5 protein-coding genes and 4 tRNA genes are annotated in these 18085 nt (G+C 42.4%); 7 read left to right on the top strand and 2 right to left on the bottom strand.

The window, feature by feature from the left end:
- Nucleotides 1–212 precede the first annotated feature (212 nt).
- The 7 genes from F0475_RS05470 to F0475_RS05440 all read left to right on the top strand — a co-directional run bounded on the left by F0475_RS05470 (nt 213) and on the right by F0475_RS05440 (nt 17017).
- Nucleotides 213–3596, top strand: a complete 3384-nt coding sequence (locus F0475_RS05470; RefSeq protein WP_155715823.1) for a SusC/RagA family TonB-linked outer membrane protein — start codon at nt 213–215, stop codon at nt 3594–3596.
- A gap of 174 nt (nt 3597–3770) precedes the next feature.
- A complete protein-coding gene (locus F0475_RS05465) occupies nt 3771–5603 on the top strand; it encodes a SusD/RagB family nutrient-binding outer membrane lipoprotein (protein ID WP_155715822.1) in 1833 nt (610 codons plus the stop codon).
- 99 nt (nt 5604–5702) lie between these two features.
- Nucleotides 5703–8732: a GEVED domain-containing protein gene (locus F0475_RS05460; RefSeq protein WP_155715821.1), complete on the top strand. Its 3030-nt coding sequence runs from the start codon at nt 5703–5705 to the stop codon at nt 8730–8732.
- A gap of 178 nt (nt 8733–8910) precedes the next feature.
- Entirely contained in the window at nt 8911–12651 is a 3741-nt protein-coding gene (locus F0475_RS05455) for an endo-beta-N-acetylglucosaminidase (protein WP_155715820.1), read from the top strand.
- Nucleotides 12652–12797: 146 nt separating this feature from the next.
- Nucleotides 12798–16568, top strand: coding sequence for an endo-beta-N-acetylglucosaminidase (locus F0475_RS05450; RefSeq protein WP_155715819.1), 3771 nt, complete (start codon nt 12798–12800; stop codon nt 16566–16568).
- 300 nt (nt 16569–16868) lie between these two features.
- Nucleotides 16869–16944, top strand: a tRNA-Thr gene (locus F0475_RS05445).
- A 2-nt stretch (nt 16945–16946) separates the two neighbouring features.
- Nucleotides 16947–17017: transfer RNA gene (locus tag F0475_RS05440), tRNA-Gly, on the top strand.
- 410 nt (nt 17018–17427) lie between these two features.
- Here F0475_RS05440 and F0475_RS05435 read toward each other — a convergent pair.
- Together F0475_RS05435 and F0475_RS05430 are read right to left on the bottom strand one after the other, a co-directional pair.
- Nucleotides 17428–17500: transfer RNA gene (locus F0475_RS05435), tRNA-Lys, on the bottom strand.
- A 39-nt stretch (nt 17501–17539) separates the two neighbouring features.
- Nucleotides 17540–17612 (bottom strand) — tRNA-Lys (locus tag F0475_RS05430).
- Between the last annotated feature and the right edge of the window lie 473 nt (nt 17613–18085).

Raw genomic sequence — 18085 nt, 5'->3', positions numbered from 1 at the left:
AGTCTGAGGAAGACTTGATGCGAGCAAGACCTAAATTGGAAAGTGTTGTACCTATAATATAAGTTGAGAATTTGAAACCTATCAATTCCATATATATAATAAGGTGTAATATCATCGAGCACAACTGCAGATGTCTTACAGAAGTGTTTGTATCCTCCATCTGAACAATTAAAACAAGGTATAAAAATAATATGTTTAAAAACCTAAACCTGATGAAAATCTTTAAGGAATCAAAGCAAAAGCACCTGTATTTCTCAGCGGCTTTTGCGTTCGCATTGTCGTTATCAGCGACAAGTGTTTATGCTAACCCTGGTGGCAATCATGCAACCTCTGTGCAGTCTGTACAGCAGAATGGTAATCACAAAGTGACGGGTAAAGTTGTTGACTCAACAGGAGAGCCGCTTATTGGTGCGACTGTAATGGTTGAGGGAAGTACAAATGGTACTGTTACCGACATTGATGGTAACTTTGTTCTCAACACTACACCTAATGCAAAGCTAGTGTTCTCGTATGTTGGTTATACGGCACAAACCATCCCTGTGGCTGGTAAGTCTACCATTGATGTTTCAATGAAAGAAGAGACCAACACCATGAATGAGGTTGTTGTGACCGCAATGGGTATCATGAGAAAGGAGAAATCACTTACTTATGCAACCCAGCAAGTAAAGGCTGAGGATCTTATGAAGGTTCAAGATCCTAATGCTGCAAACTCTCTTGAGGGTAAGGTTGCTGGTATCACGATTACACCAAGTGCTGGTGGTGCTGGTGGTGCATCGAAGATTGTACTTCGTGGTAATCGTTCTATCCTTGGTAATAGTTCGCCATTGATCGTTGTTGATGGTGTGCCAATGAGTAATGGTATCCGTGGTCAGCAGGGTATGAGTGGTGAAGGCTTCGGTTCAACAGGTATGTCCGAAGGTTCTGACCCATTATCATTGATTAACCCAGATGATATCGAATCAATCAACGTCCTCAAGGGTGCTAATGCTGCTGCGCTATATGGTTCGCGTGCAGCCAATGGTGTTGTCATGATTACAACGAAGCGTGGTCGTGAAGGAAAGGTGGATATCAATGTTACATCTAACATTACTTTCGATAGTCCATTGTTGACACCAAAGATTCAAAAGACATACGGTTCAACATACGATCCAGCAACAGGTGCATTGTCATTGAACAACTGGGGAGGTAAAGTCGCAGATCGTGCTGATAACGACCTCATCGTTCGTTCTCCATTGGATGATCGTTGGGTAGGTTACGAACCAGAGCAGATAGGAACAGATGCTTCGGGCGTTGCTATCATGGCTCGCCGTCATGATGTACACTTGCGTAATCGCACAGTAAACGATGTAGACAATTTCTTCCGTACAGGTGTAACCACCAATAACTCTCTCTCACTATCAGGTGGAACAGAGACGGCACGTACCTATGTGTCAGTTGCTAATAGCCACGCAACAGGTATGATGCGTAATAACTCATACAATCGTAACTCTATCAGCTTCCGTCAGACCTATAACTTCTTTAAGCGTCTACATATTGATGCTTCAATGAGCTACACAGAGACGAAGACAAGAAATCGTCCTGGTGGTGGTACTGTTGGTAACCCATTGTATCATCTATACACTGCACCACAGAACCTAGATATGAATTATTATCGTGACCATTACGTGAATGCAGAAGGAAAGTGGTTGTCAAACCCAGCTTCATATTATAAGTTGAATGGCTCAAACTTCTCTTGGGCAGCAGGACAGCGTACTACCTTAACTGGTCCACAGCAGGAATGGGCATTCTTATCACACCCTAATAACAATCCATATTGGTTGTTGAACATGGGGAATAGCCAGCAGAATGAAAGTAGATTGTTTGGTACATTGCAAGCAAATGTTGATATCTATGATGGTTTGACATTCCAAGCACGTGTTAACTATAGTCAACTTCGCTTTAAGAACCACGCAACACGTTATGCTACCACGTTCCTTCCAGCATCTATGGAAGACTATGGTCGCCTCTGGGATTCAGATGAGAAGACAACAGAATTCTACACTGATTACCTCTTATCATATAACAAAACCTTTGGAGACTACTCTGTTTCTGCAACAGCAGGTTTTGTTGGTCATACTATTAAGGGCGAAACAAAGGGAACAGATGCAGTAGCAACATACTATGATCGTCTTATGCGTAAGCTCCCAACAATGGTCAACTACTTTGAGACCAGTGCAGGTGGCTATGGCGTGACAAATACTTCAAAGAGTTCTAACTGGGATCGTTCTTATCTCTTTACAGCACAATTAGGTTGGAAAGAGACCATTTATTTCGATGCTTCTTATCGTCGTGACTGGTATCGTCCATTCCGTTACTTCAAGCAGTTGGGCAAGATTGATACCGATAACTATGGTTACTTCGGTGTTGGTGCCAACGCTATCGTAAGTCAGTTGGTGAAGTTACCAGATTGGTTTAACTTCTTGAAATATCGTGTTTCTTACTCTTCTGTAGGTAACTCTATTCCAAACAAAGCTTATGGCGCAATGAGTCGTAACCTCCAGACAGGTGCTCTTTCTGGTAACAAGTTGCTTGACTTTGCTCCAGTACCAGAGGAGACAGGTTCATTCGAGACAGGTATTGAGTCATTATTCCTCAATAATCGTTTGAGTTTCGACTTCACCTTCTATAATACGGTGGTAAGACATCTCTACATGGAGTTGGGTTCTCTTGGTGGTAATACAGAGTTGTTGAACTCAGCAAAGGTTCGTAATACCGGTTTTGAGACCACTATTGGTTACGATTTCAAGTTTGGAAGAGACCTTCGTTGGCGCACTTCTTACAACCTCTCATTTAATGATAACGAGATTCTTGAGACTGGATATGATAAGGACGGAACATCTCGTAAATATCAGCAGACAGTAGGTGAGGCTAAAGTTGTTTACCAGAAGGGTGGCTCTATTGGCGATATTTACGCTGGAGACTTTATGCGTGATGCCGATGGTCATATCGTCTTGACAGCTAAGGGTGAGCCAACATTTGACAAGACAGGTTCAAATGATCGTTATCTTGGTAATATGAATTCTAAGTGGCAGATGGGTTGGACCAATACTTTCAACTATAAAGACTTCCAACTCTCGGTACTTATCAATGGTCGTATTGGTGGTAAGGTCTTCTCTTTGACAGAATCTTATCTTGATTATATTGGTGCTTCACAGCGTACAGCAGATGCACGTCTAGCAGCAGAGAAGAATAATATCGTAGCTGCTGATTATGGTAATGTTCCAGGAATGGCATTGAATGATGGTAGTGGTCGCATTGTTCCTATTCAAGCTTACTATCAAGCATTGGGAGCTTCAAGCAATCCTTCAAGCTACTTGTATAGCGGTACGAACTTCCGTCTCCGTGAGCTATCATTGGGTTACACCTTCCGTGATGTCTTTGGTATGAATCGTAATTTGACAGTCTCATTCATTGCTCGTAACTTGTTCTTCCTTTATAAGGATGCACCAACAGACCCAGATGTATCACTTTCTACACAGAATGGTCTCGGAGCATTTGAGAGCTTCAATATGCCATCATCACGCTCATTCGGTTTCTCTTTGAAGGCAAACTTCTAGTTTTTGAGGAGTTAAAGGAGTTAAAGGGATTAGGAGATTTGAACTAAATATCAATACTCATGTGTAGTACCTCATGTAATGAGTGATGTCCTTTGCGTGAGTCTCCAATACCTTTACTCCAGCTCTATCACAATATAGTAAATCTATTAAATAACAATCTAAAGAATTAAAGTAATGAAAAGTAAACATATAATTGTACTCATGGCGATGGCATTGCCAACATTGGGTTTGCAGTCATGTCTTGACTATGATAACCCAGGCGATGAGTTTAATTCAACTACTAAGAACGTTGAGAAGGTGACGAGTCGTGGCGATGTAGACAACATTCCTTTCCGACAGGCTACTGATGCAGCTGCGGCTGATGCTGCTTTGAATGCTATGCAAGACTTGCTTGATGCAGGAGTTGGTGGACAGTTCTCTATGCGTGGTGGTAAGAATGGTGAGAACCCAGGTCCACATGCTTATCAGTATCAATACTCTCTAGGTGTTGATAATTATGCTGAGTATTCAGTTGTCCCACATACTTTCTTCCAGTATTCAAAGATTCGTTTGGCATCATCTTACGCTATTGATCAAAAGTGTTATGGTGGTGCATGGGGTTCATTCACTGAGATGAAGACAAGTCTTGTGCCTATCTTGAATAACGAGAAGGTAAACGCTGTTCCAGAGTTGAAGGCTGCTTATCTTACACTCTTCAATCAGCAAGCTGTTGAGGTAGCTGATGTTTATGGTCCAATGCCATATCGTGAGTTGAAGACAAACTTGCAAGTTGGTCCTTATACATATAATAAGGTGGAGGATGTTTATAATGATGTTATTGCCAACCTCGACACTGCTATCGCATGTTTCCATTACTTCGATCAAAAGCCAGCTGCGTACAAGCAGAAAATCAAAGAGGCTTTCGTAGATCGTTTTGTAGTAATGTCCGATGGTGGTGCAGCTGATGGAACATTGAAAGAGTGGGCGCGTTACGCAAACTCTCTAAAGCTACGTATTGCAATGCACATGGTTAAGAGTGACCCTGTTCGTGCACAGAAGTTGGCTGAAGAGGCTGTTGCTGATGGCGTTATTGAGAATGAAGCACAGAGTGTTTCTATACGTCCAGGTGTGATGGGATTCAGTAATCCATTACCAGGAGTTGAGAACTGGGGTGATAGCCGAATGAGTGCTACAATGGAGATAACCTTAAAGACCTTCAATCATCCTTGGTTGAAATATCTCTTCAAGAAGAATGACAACGTTATCAAGAACAATAAGACTGGTGAGACAACACCTGCAGAAAGCCGTATTTGTGGTATCCGCACGGGTACACATCCTGGTGAAGGTCAGGGTTATGATGAGAATCAATACATTGCTTTCAGTAAGTTGAATGAACAATACTTCAATGCTGCACCACTCTATCTCATGAAGTATGCAGAGGTATGCTTCTTACGTGCTGAAGGTGCACTTCGTGGTTGGAATATGGGAGGAACAGCACAACACTTCTATGAAGAAGGTATTCTCCATGGTAATTGTGAAGACCCAGAAATGAAGTCTATGGATGGTGAAGGACCTAATGGTCAGGGGAATGTGAACTGGTATGATGCATGGATTCATCAGTACATGGAGCAAGAGAACCCTGTTGCTTACGTTTATAAAGATCCTACGGGTGATACTCCTGATGCTGCGTCACCTATTCATATTGGTGTAAAGTGGAACGATGGTGACTCTCAGGAAACTAAGTTGGAGAAGATAATCACACAGAAGTATCTCGCTACTTATCCTAATGGTTTCGAAGCATGGGTAGACCTTCGTCGTACTGGTTTCCCACGTATGTTGCCAGTATTGAACATCGATGAGGCTGATGGTAGTTTAGTTCCTGGTGATATCATGCGCCGTCTGCCATTCCCTGGAACAAGCGACATTGCTACAAAGCAAGATGTTGATAACACTGGTATTCCAGCATTGGGCGGTCCAGACAAGATGGCAACTCGCCTCTTCTGGGATAGACTAACTCCTAACTTCTAATTGTCTCGTTATTCTGAGATAATATTCTGGCAGAGAGTCTTAACCTACTCTCTGCCAGGAACTAAATCTATCGAACACTAATAACAAAACCTAAATTATATGAATAAAAAAATTACTCTTAATGCATGGCTTATAGCTGCAATGATGACGATGGCACCTATAGGAGCTCATGCACAAACCTATTCTTCTACCTCTTCAACCCAGGTTTATGATCTTTCTAAGCTCAGTGATCAGACCTTGTTAGACCATTTTGCACAGCTCATAGACCAAGGAAAGAAATATCCAACAGACGCTGATTTAGAGGCATGGGGTATTAAAGATGAAGTAGAATTTATTCGTTCTCACGTGAAGAAACGTACTATTGAGTCTCGTGCTGACCGTCTTCTTCCAGGAACATATGAGAATCGTAACCTCTTTATGAATATTCCTGGTGGTGCAGGAAAGAACCTCGGTGGTTATCCTTCGAATACTTTTGCGAACGATAACTTCTCTATGTGGAACTATACCAACCTGTTTGGTGCCTGGAACTACGGACTTTTTCAAGCACCAGGTTCATGGGCTGATGCTGCTCACCGCAATGGTACAAGCATCTTCGCTGGTATTAAGTTCTTCGATCATACAACGGGTGGAGCTGCTAACAGTTGGGCAAGCTTTATCATGACTCGTAATAGCGATGGTAGCTTCCGCTATACGCATCCTATCATCAACTGCATGCGCTTCCTTGGTTTCGATGGTATCAACTATAACTGGGAAAGCACAAATAAGTATCAGGATGCAGATAATATTGCTTTCCACAAGGAACTCTATAAGATTGCGAAAGCTGAAGGTTTCAAAGACTTCAAGATTATGTATTATACAACGAGTTCTAGACTTACCTCTTATAACTCGAGTTATATGTGGGGTCAAGACAAGGACAATCGTATCTGTGAAGTAATGTTGAATTACGACAACAGCGACTTCAGTTGGAGTATGGGAGAGTCTGTAAAAGAGGCAGAACGCACAATGGGCTCTGCTGATGGACTTTATGCTGGTGTATGGATAGTAAGTATGGACAGGCGTTGGAATAGTCTTAACAACCAAGATGCAAATCGTTGTGGTATCTGTCTATGGGGAGAACATGCAGAAAGTCGCTTCTGGAGTTATAATACAGGTGGTGACGCAATGTCTCGTATGTCTAACTATCAAGAGTATCTTGAGCGTGCTTTCTCTGGTGGTAATCGTAATCCATTATCACGTCCAGCAATTAGCAATAGGGGTAATAATGTTGAAGCACAAGGTGGTACACCGCCATTGAGAACCTTCGCAGGTCTTGCTTCTTGGATTCCAGAGCGCACAGCTATCTCTGGCAACCTTCCTTTTGCAACCCACTTTAATATGGGTAATGGTGAACGTTATAATTATAAAGGTAAGAAAACAGCAGGGTCATGGTACAACATGAGTAGTCAAGACATTGTTCCAACTTATCGTTGGTTGGTTGTTGATGCAGGTACTGAGACGGCAAGCACAGCAGTTCAACCATCTTTGACCAATGAGGATGCCTATACTGGTGGTGCCTGCTTAAGCTTGAAAGGTGTAAGTAATGCAAGTGCGACAGACGTTGTCCTCTATAAGACTAACCTCACTCCTTCTAAGGGTAAGGTTGTTGCAAAGCTGGCTATCAAGACAGGCAAGGAAGGGACAACAGACTCTAAACTTTCTTTAATTGTACGTGTAAATGGAGCATGGAAGGTTTATCCAGTAGGCAATACAGATAACAGCAATTGGACAGAAAAGAGTATTGAATTGAGTGATATCACCGCTGGTCAGAAGATTGAGCGTATTGGTTTGCGTGTAAATAATCCAGATGCAGATTATAAAGTACTTGTTGGTAAGCTCGAAATCAATGATGACGTGACAGCTACACCAGCCAATGTGAAGGGGCTAACTGTCCAGGTAAAAGAAGAGACTAAAAACTCTCTTTCTGTTAAGGCTGTATGGGGTATTGATAAAGATCCAGGTGATAATCCTACCATCTACAACGATGATGCAAACATTGATCACTTCGAAATCCTTTATAAAAATGGTCCGGATGGTGCCGTATCTGAAGTTGGTCGTACATCACAATGGGCTACTCTCATTCCAAACATACAGTTTACTGATGTAAATGATAGACCATTTATTGGTGTTCGTTCTGTAGGAACTGACCTCAAAACTTACTCTAAGATAGTATGGATAGAGGTTCCACGTGCTCAGCAATCAGATCTTCCTAATGCTAAAGAAGAGGGCTACGGAACAGTTGAACTCGACAATGCTGCAGCTGGTGCAGACGTTGCGAAGAAGATTCGTTACGTTCAGAAGTTCCAGACAGAGGGTGGTACAAAGAATATCGACTATACTGCTAACGGTCCTGCAGGAAACGAGACGAACTATGTTGATGCTACGAGTCAAGAACTCGAAGTGGCACAGGGTGCGACAGTGAAAGTGAAGATTAAGGGCTACGAGGCTACTCCTGCACGTGATAATAGCCATGACGACCTTCGTTACTGCATGGGTAAGGCTTGGATGGACTTTGATGGTGACAAGCAATTCAACCCAGATAATCTTTCAACTAATCCTAGTGAGGGTGAGTGTGTGGTATTCTTTGGTAAGGTACGTTCTGGTGTGCCAGCACAAGTACAACAGCTTAATGAATATGAGTTTACCATTCCAGAAGATGCTAAACCAGGTAAGAGTCGTCTCCGTCTTGTATTCTGTGATGCATGGTTCCAGGGTGGTTTGACCCCAACGGGTAAGTTCAATAAGGGTTTTGCTATCGATTTCGGTGTAACCATTACAGGTACTCATGCTGCTCGTGGTGGTAAGACTGATACCCACGATAAGGGTACAGCTGAGCAGCCAGAGATGCTCGAAGGCGGTTCAACTAACATCCAAACAGCTAACGCTAGTGCAGCCTCTTCTGTCGTTGTTACTGATGGTAAGGTTGTTTTCAACAATGTTGAACGTGCATGGGTATTCTCTGCTGATGGTCAGACTATCAAGAGTATGGTTCAACCAAAGACATTTAATACAAATGAGTTAGTACCAGGTGTTTATCTCGTTAAGATGTTGAATAAGAATGTTATTCGCACACAAAAGATAGCAATCAAGTAATAGAATCGAAATAAGGTTATCCAACTTGGATACCACAAGTTGGTTAACCTTGTTTCATGTCATGATACAAAACAAAGAAGTCCATACCTTTCTTATAATTAAGAAATAAATGGTGGGGACGTAAAAGCAAGTGATTTAAAGAAAACCTAATTAATAAAAATCAAAACTTAAGTTATTTATGAAGAAATTAAATCTACTCCTTTTGGGCTGCTTCTTGGCTCCTTCTACGCTTATGGCGCAGGAACTGAAGGAAGGCTACATCTCGTGGGGATTTGAGTCACAACAGTTCCCTAATAGACTAAGGAATTGGTCAAAAACAAATCCAAAGATTAACGAGGACGATAACTTCTTTATCTCTCGTGTGAAACCAAAGGTGCGTTTCCGCAACCCTGACACACAGGTAAGAACAAACATTACAGCAGAGAATGACAAGCGTCTTATCGCTTGGTTACCATGGAACGTGCCTAGCAAGAATGCTCTCCCTGATGGTGTTTTCGACTCTGAGGTGTTCTCAATGTGGCCTTACGTAACTCACTGGGGAGACTGGAATTGTGGCTTAGGTCGTATTCCTGCAGCACTGTTGGACGTAGCACATAAGAATGGTGTGCCTGTATCTTCGGTTGCTGGTATTCCTTGGGGAGGTTTAGAGAGTGGTTGGAAAACAGCCTTAGAGACCCTTTCCAAAGTTGAGATTGACAAGGCTGCTGCCTACATGAATTACTATGGTTATGACGGTTTTGGTTATAATTCAGAGTTCTCTGAATATTATTCTCGCGGTAGAGTCACGAGAGGAGTTCGGGACTTCCATGTCAATCTGAATAAAGCCATGAAGTCACTTAACCCTATTTTTGAGAATGTATGGTATGATGGTACACAAGAGAATGGTAATATCAGCTTTGATCAGGGATTGACAGATAATAATAAGAGTATCTTTGGTGAGGCTGGTAAAGAGGCTGCTTCGCTATTCTTTAATTACAATTGGAATCATTCATGGTTGTTACAAGAATCTGTAGATAAAGCGAAGTCTATTGGTCGTGACCCGTTGTATATCTATGCAGGTATCAATATGCAAGGTGGTGAGCCACGCTCGGGGTCTCGTTGGACATTGTTGAAGAACTATCCAATCTCTATTGGCTTGTGGGGTGCTCACTCTCAGAACATGTTCTTTGAGAGCCGTGGTGAGAAGGGAAGTGACCCTGAAACCAAGCAGCGTACCTATATGTTGCGTACAGAGCGTTGGTTCTCAAGCGGTTCCCGCAACCCTGTTAACAACCTTGAGATTGATAATAGCTTGAATTACAATGCTGATAACTTTGACTTTGCAGGTATGTCTTCCATGATGACGGCACGTAGTTCCATGTCATGGAATCTAGCCGAAGAACCATTCATCAGCTATTTCAACTTGGGTAATGGTAAGTTCTTCAACTATGATGGTGAGCGTAAGAACGATCGTCCTTGGGCTAACGTAGGTGTTCAGGACTACTTGCCAACATGGCGTTGGTGGTTTGCTAAGAAGTTGTTAGGCCGTGAACCTATTGATGTCCCAGATGATGGAACAGGTTTGGATGCTGAGTTCGTATGGGATGATGCATATCTTGGTGGTTCTACAGTACGAATCTTTGGTAACACTCCTAAGGAGTATCTCCACCTCTTCAAGACAGACTTTGAGTTGAAGGCAGGCGATAAGATTACCTTCCGTTATAAGGTAAAGGCTGGTAAGTCAGATGCTTCTTTGGTTCTTCTAACAAAGGATAATGTAAATGCCGAGAATGATTATAAGGTTCTGAATGTTTCTGATGAGACAGATGAAGATAAGTGGGTAGAGAAGACCTTCACGGTTGATGGTAACTTAGCAAATAAGCACCTAGCCCTCGTTGCATTGAAGATGGAGAATGCAAACAATCTTAATCTCTATCTTGGCGAGTTCTCTATTGTACGTGGAACATTCGAGAAGCCAGAAATGCCACAGGTTGTATCTACAGCTTTGTTACACTCTGCACAGAATGGTGTTGATGGTAAGATTATCTTCAACATGCCTAATGATAAAGGTCCAGGCGAGCCTTGCTACAATACTGATGTGAAGACTTCTCTCTTCAAACTCTGGGCACAACAGGGTAATGAAAAGCCAATCTTAATGGGTGTTACAACCTCTTGGGCTGGTATGTATTACTCTGTTCCTGTTAATTTCGAGGGTGAGGGTACTATTAAATTTGGTGTCTCTGCCGTATCTCTTGATATGAAGCAGGAGAGCGACATAGCATGGGGCACAGAGCAACATAATATCTTTAATCGATACGATTACAGCGATGAAATCAAGGCTGACAAATCTGTCATCAAGCCTAATGAAGAATTTACTATTGCTTATGTAGACCCACGCCATGAAGTAGGAGACTGGAAGATTGAGCATAATGGTGTAGTTGTTAAAACCAGCAATCAATCTAAGAAGATCCATGTTGATGGTTTAAGTGCTACAGGTTTCTATGATCTTGTACTTACAGGTAAGGTGAATGAAAATGGTCTTCGCACCGATAAGGAAGTAAGATACTCTAACTACATTCAGATTACTTCTGAAGCTGTTGGTGCCGTTCCTCATATCAACTCTCTAACAGCTGATAATCAGACAACTTCTATCGAAGTTCTTCCAAATGCACAAGTAACAATGAAGTACGAGGGTAAGAAGGCTGACGGCTCTGGTTCAAGAGGTATCAAGACTCTTGAAAAGCCAGTTGGCGTTAAGGTTTCTGAACTAGGTTTGGCAAACAACAATCAGCCTTGGTCACTTGCTTTCTGGGTGAAGTTCAATAGCTTCTCTGGTGGTACTCAGATAATTGATATGCGTAGTCCAGGTATTGGCTGGCCACAGAATAACTGGGGTACAATGTGGTCTACATACGATCCTAACACTGGTATCTATGAGTTGACACTCCGTGCTAGGAATGGTGGTGGCTCTCCAGAGTACAAACAACGTTGGAAAGTTGACTTCGTTCCAGGTGCTTGGACCCACTTTACTTTAGCTATGAATGGTGATGGCTCAACAACCAAGCCAATGCTTTACATTAATGGTAAACAGGCAGAAGCTACAACTTGGAGCTATGGTACTGATGGTACAGGTCTCTGTCCTCAAAGATTTGCTAATAATGGCTGGTGGGATTCTAACATCCTTGGCATTAGTCTTGGTCGCCATCAAACAGCTGCTATGAATGCAACCATTGATGATGTTAAGTTCTATAATAAGTATCTCTCTGAAGCTGAAGCAACAGCGTCAATGATGTCAACCAATCCTAATGAGGCTGGTTTGAAGGCTTATTGGGACTTTGAGAACAATGCTGATGGTGACTACTACTTCGCAAGTAAGGTAGGTGATGCTAAGTTGGCTCATGGTGAATTACGCGCTGGACAAGGTGAGGGCGTTTCTGCTCTTATTCCTGACGAACCAACTTACGATGCTGGTAGTCCATTCGTTTCTGGTAACTTCGAAGTAAAGACTACAGCAGAGTGGACTGCTAAGAAGGCTACTATTGTGTCACATGAGGGTAACGACCTCGCTGGTAGTGCTAAACTAACTTATGCTAAACCAGGTGATTATGAGGTAACTTTGACATTGAAGAACGCTCATGGTTCAGATACTCGTACCTTCAAGGTAATCAAGGTGAAGGCTGATCCAACAGGTATCAACGGCACTGAGGCTGCTGACATGAAGGTTTACGCTATTGATCGTGACGTATTACTCGACATTGAAACAGCTGGTAACTATCTTGTTCAGATCTACTCTACAAATGGTCAGCTTGTAGCTGGTAAGAGCCTATCTGTCAATGGTTCCGATAATGTTCGCCTCCATCTTGGTGCTCAAGGCGTTTACATTGTAAACGTAAAGAAGGATGGAAAGACACTTCGTACCGTTAAGTTAATCTGCAGATAAGATGTTTTTTGAGAAGTGAGGGGAGTCCAATAAAATAAAAGTAACTCCCTTTACTTCTCAAAACTCTTTTCACTTCTCAAAATAACTCCCCTTAAAAACCTAAAATAATAATCTCTTAAACCAATTATTAACTAAACATTTAAATTATGAAAAGGTTTACGCTTTTTGCGTCCTTGGCTCTAGCTAGTTGTTTGAGTGCTACTGCACAGCGCACCCCAACACATCCGTTAGACATTCAGGACGCCAAGTTTGAAGATCTCCCTAACTATCTAGAAGCCTGGATGAAAGGTGAGATGAAACAGCCACAAGGTGTCAGTGCTATTGACGACCAGTTCTACATCTCTCGTGTTCGCCCATTGGAGCGCATTAAAGATGGTGACTATCAGGTGCGTCAAGGTGTTAATCCAGAACGTAAGATGTGTCTCTGGACACCACTTGATGATCCTACCTCTAAGTGGAAAGCATTACCTCGTTATTGCTTCGAAGGTGATAATTTCAGTTTGTGGTCATACATTGATATTCATGGAAACTGGACTTCTCCATGGATTCGTTCGTCTGCTGGTCTTACTGATGTAGCCCATAAGAATGGTGTTTCTGTAGGTTGTGTAATGTCAATAGGTTATGGTGCTTATGTTTATCTAAGTAATTGGCGCCCAGATACCTATAGTCGTGTATTATATAAGTTGACGCAAAAGAAGGGTGGAAAGTTCATTTATGCGGCACCATTTGTGCGCTTAATGAAGTATTATGGTATCAATGGAATTGGCTTCAACTCGGAGTTCCACACCTCTGCTGACGTGATGACGCAGTTGACAGAGTTCTTCGTTGAATGTCACAAAGAGGCAAAGAAGATTGATTGGAAGTTCGAAGTACATTGGTATGATGGTACAGATGATCGTGGTAGTATTCACTTTGATGGTGGTCTAGGTGATCATAACAAGAAGATCTTTGGTGATAAGGACAACATTGCTACTGATATGCTCTTTGCTAATTACAACTGGGGTAATTGGCATCTAAACGGTTCTGTCAGCACTGCTAATAGATTAGGTAGAAGTAGCTTCGACTATTATGCAGGTTTCGATATACAAGGACGTGCGTTGCGAAATAACAACTGGAGTGCATTATTGAACAATGACATCTCTATTGGCTTTTGGGGTGCTCACTCGCAAAGTCTCATCCATCAGAGTGCAACCGACGATGGAACTTCAGACATCGCAATACAGAAAGCCTATCTAAAGAAGCAAGAATTGATATTCAGTGGAGGTAATAACAACCCTGGTTATCTGCCTGGTATCAACACAAATTGTACGTTGGCTAACTCTAGCCTGAAGAACTTCCATGGGCTTGCAACCTTCCTTACAGCGAAGTCAACCATACAGCAGATACCATTTGTCTCACGTTTCAACCTTGGTAATGGATTGAGTTTCCGCAAGGATGGACAGGTCGCTTTTGATCATAAGTGGTATAACCTCAATACTCAAGACTTCATGCCAACATGGCGTTGGTGGATTACTGATAGCAATGATGAAGTGAATGGAAGCAACATCAACGGACTAGTGAAAGCAGAACTCACCTTCGATGATGCTTATTGGGGAGGCTCTTGTTTGTCACTCTCTGGACAGACAGACTTCTCTCGTGTGAAGCTCTTTAAGACCATGCTTGAGGTGCAACCTGACTATGAGTTCTCGGTTACCTATAAGACATTGAAGGGTACAGATTCTCATGCAAAACTCTTTGTTGCATTGAAGGATCACACCACTGACTACAAACAAGTTGATTTACCAGCTACAGAGACAGCAGGTAAATGGAGCACATTCACCGTTAAGGCTTCCGATTTAGGGCTTGCTGCAGGTGATAAGGTGGCTATGATGGGACTTGTTGTAGAGAATAGTCCTGCTGATTACCAGCTCCATGTTGGTGAGATGGCATTGCGTAATTCGACTCAATTATTCAATACTGCAACTCCAACCATTAAGCAAGTACAGGTGCTCCGTGGTCGTTACAATGCTTGTGACTTCAAGTTGCAATATGCTTCAAAAGATGAGTCAGACTGGGAGAAAACCTATAATGACGAGGTTGGAACATGGTATTATGAAATCTACTTCCAACAGAAAGACCAGCCACAGCAGTTGCTTACCGCTACAACTTCTTGGGCAGCTTATGTTGTTGATGCACCTATGGTATCAGGCAACGATAAGCGTGATTGTCGCTTTGGTGTACGTGCCGTTGCACCTGATGGCAAGCAGGGTTCTGAGATTGTTTGGACTCCTTACCAGAGAGTTGAATACAACCAGCCATTGAGCGATGTAGTTGCTGACCGTCCAGTTATCAAGCCAGGAGAGGAATTCACACTCAAGTATCTTGATGAGATGGTGCCTGCTGCTACCTCATGGATATTGAAAGATGCTGTGACTGGGGCTACTGTAGCAACCGCAGAAAGTGGTACAAGTGCTACATTCAGAGTTGACCAAGAGGGCACTTACGACCTCGTTGTTGTTGATAGTCAGGGTAATTCAACCACAACACGTGGTAAGGTGAAGATTACACCAGAGGCTACTGGTGCTGTTCCTCACATCAATACACTTACAGCTGATAAGCAAACAGAGCAAACAGGAAAGCCTGTTTCTTACACTTACGACGCTCGTTTGGGTGAGGGTATGGCTTCACATGGTTTGGTTATCACCGATCCTAAGATGTTCCGAATCCCTGGTGATGTTCAAAAAGGTAAGTCTTATTCATACGCATTGTGGTTCAAGGCAGATAATTTCAACCATGATAAGCAGGGTACAAACCTTATCAATAAGAACTCAATCAAGGATAGTTGGCCACATAACAACTGGGGTGATCTTTGGGTAACAATCCGTCCTGAGTGGCAAGGTCGTTCTCTCCACCCAGCGAATGAAGTCTCTTTCAATACGATGGGTTGGACCTCTCATGATATTCCTTATGAGGATGTGATGACTACGGGATATAGTGTTACTCCTGGAGTATGGAATCACATTGTTGTAACCCATACGGATGGTAACATTCAAAAGATTTATTTCAATGGTCGTGAAGTTGCTAGTCACAGCTTCTCAAACTCTATCCGTCGTGAGGATTCAAACGATAACCGTATCCGCAGTTATGAGGTAGCTGACATCTTTATTGGTGGTGGTGGTGTTTACAAGAGCGGCTTCAATGGTGTCATTGATGAGGTTCAGGTATGGGATAAACCATTGTCTAAAGAAGAAGTTTTAGAGGCTATGAAGGGTTATAAGGAAGGTTCAATACCTTCTAACTTGAAGGCTTACTTCACCTTTGAAGAGGTTGATGGTAAGAAGTTCAAGAACCTTGGTACTGCTGGTCGTGACTTTGATGGTTCTGTTGTAGTTACGGAAGGTAGCGGTGGTGAAAACACTTCTACTGCTGCTTATGTAGACCAACAACCAGACAACAATGTACTTGGTTTCCCAGGTGTTGTTGGAACATACGAGGTGAAGACTACTCCTACATGGGAATTAGGTGATGGCAGAATTTCATCAGAAAGTGATAAGACAGCTGTTGTAACCTATGCTGCTCCAGGTAAGAAGAACGTTACCTTGAAGTTGAAGAACGGATGGGGTGAAGATGAGAAGACGGTGAATGAGATTGTTGATATCACTGCAATTCCAGACGGAATCTCTACTGTTGAGGCTCAAACAGGCTTGAGTGTTTATCCTAATCCATTTGTTGAAAGTGTGAACATGCGCTTTGCTGAGAATGGTCATTATACAATAAATATCCTTGGCGCAACCGGTTCACTCTTACAGAGCAACCAGTTTGATGCAGTAGAAGGACAGGTTGTAAATGTCGCAATCAGTGGTGCTCGTGGTATCTACTTCGTACAAGTAATGAAGAATGGAAAGACTTACAAGACATTGAAAGTCATCAAGAAATAATTAGGTTAGTTTGTTAAGTGTTAGTGGGCTGGGCAGCTCCTACAAGTAATTGTGGGTGCTGTTTCAGCTCACTTTTCGTATAGTATCAGTTCCTCTTTTATGTAGATTAGTTTCTGATAGTTCGCCCCTTATATCCATCAAGTGCATATTGTTTTCTCTTGGTTGTCTATAGGGGATCTTTGCAAAGAACGCTGGATGATCTTCTTATTATTGCTTCATCCACAATAGAAAATGCTACACAAAAAAGAAGTAAAATTTGGTTGTTTGTTTTTTTTGCAGTATCTTTGCATCTGCAAGACCGCCGATATGGCTCAGTTGGTAGAGCAACGCATTCGTAATGCGTAGGTCCCCGGTTCGAGTCCGGGTATCGGCTCCATTGCGGAATTAGCATATCGGTAGTGCACGGGCTTCCCAAGCCTGAGAGGCGGGTTCGATTCCCGTATTCCGCTCAACTCTTTTCTCCACTGGAAAACATCAATTCTCAAGAATCTTATTAATTGTCAGTTTATATAATAATAGGTGTATATAAACTTACTTCTCAGCATTTGTACCACTGCTTACCATTCATCTTATTATAATGAAAGAGATAAGTGTTATCTTTCATCCATTGCTATCTTAGAATCTTATTTAAGGTAATCATACAAGAACAAAGGGAATGAATTTAAGATAGCAATCGACTTGTTCTTGAATTGACTACGGCACTCCTCTAAGGTCGTTCTATATGTGTGGAAATCTGCATCAGGGAGTTGTTTCGTATATTTCAGTGATTCTATCTTACGGATAATTCGCCATTAATCTTATATATCCATCTTTGCAAGCATAAAAAAAGAGGACTTCTAATAAATAGAAATCCTCTTTGTGCGCCCTTAGGGACTCGAACCCTAGACCCACTGATTAAGAGTCAGTTGCTCTACCAGCTGAGCTAAGGGCGCAAGCTAAACGATTGGTTTGGGTCAAAAACCTGTTAGTTGTGCGCCCTTAGGGACTCGAACCCTAGACCCACTGATTAAGAGTCAGTTGCTCTACCAGCTGAGCTAAGGGCGCTCAAATCGTTTTTGCGAGTGCAAAGGTATAGCTTTTTAATGAATTGACCAAACTTTTTAGCGTTTTTTTTTGACGTCAGCTCTGATGTAGGGTATATCTATTTAAGAGAGAGAGGGGCTTAATAAGAGAGCCTGCTACAAGCTTACTCCTAACTAGCTACAGCCTCACCCCCAGCCATCTACAGCCTCACCCCCGCCCCCTCTCCGAATGGAGAGGGGAGTGAAAACCATTGTTTGCAAAGAAAAAGGGCATTTATTTGATGCAAGGAGAGGCTCTCTTCGAGGCAAAGAAACGCCTTTCTCGATTGAAGAAGGGCGTTTCCTTAATTCTACTAAAAAGCCTCCCCAAGCCCCTCCGAAAGGAGGGGATGTGTTCCCCCAAGTGCTTCTTTCTATCTAAAAGAGCCTCCCTTGCAAGTTAAGATAATATCTAAAATACAACTTATTGAAAATAAAGAAGTTACCTTGTTGGTA

This window comes from Prevotella vespertina, assembly GCF_009728485.1.
Classification (GTDB): domain Bacteria; phylum Bacteroidota; class Bacteroidia; order Bacteroidales; family Bacteroidaceae; genus Prevotella; species Prevotella vespertina.
The sequence above is the reverse complement of the archived record's forward strand: the minus strand, read 5'-3'. Positions and strand labels throughout refer to the sequence as shown.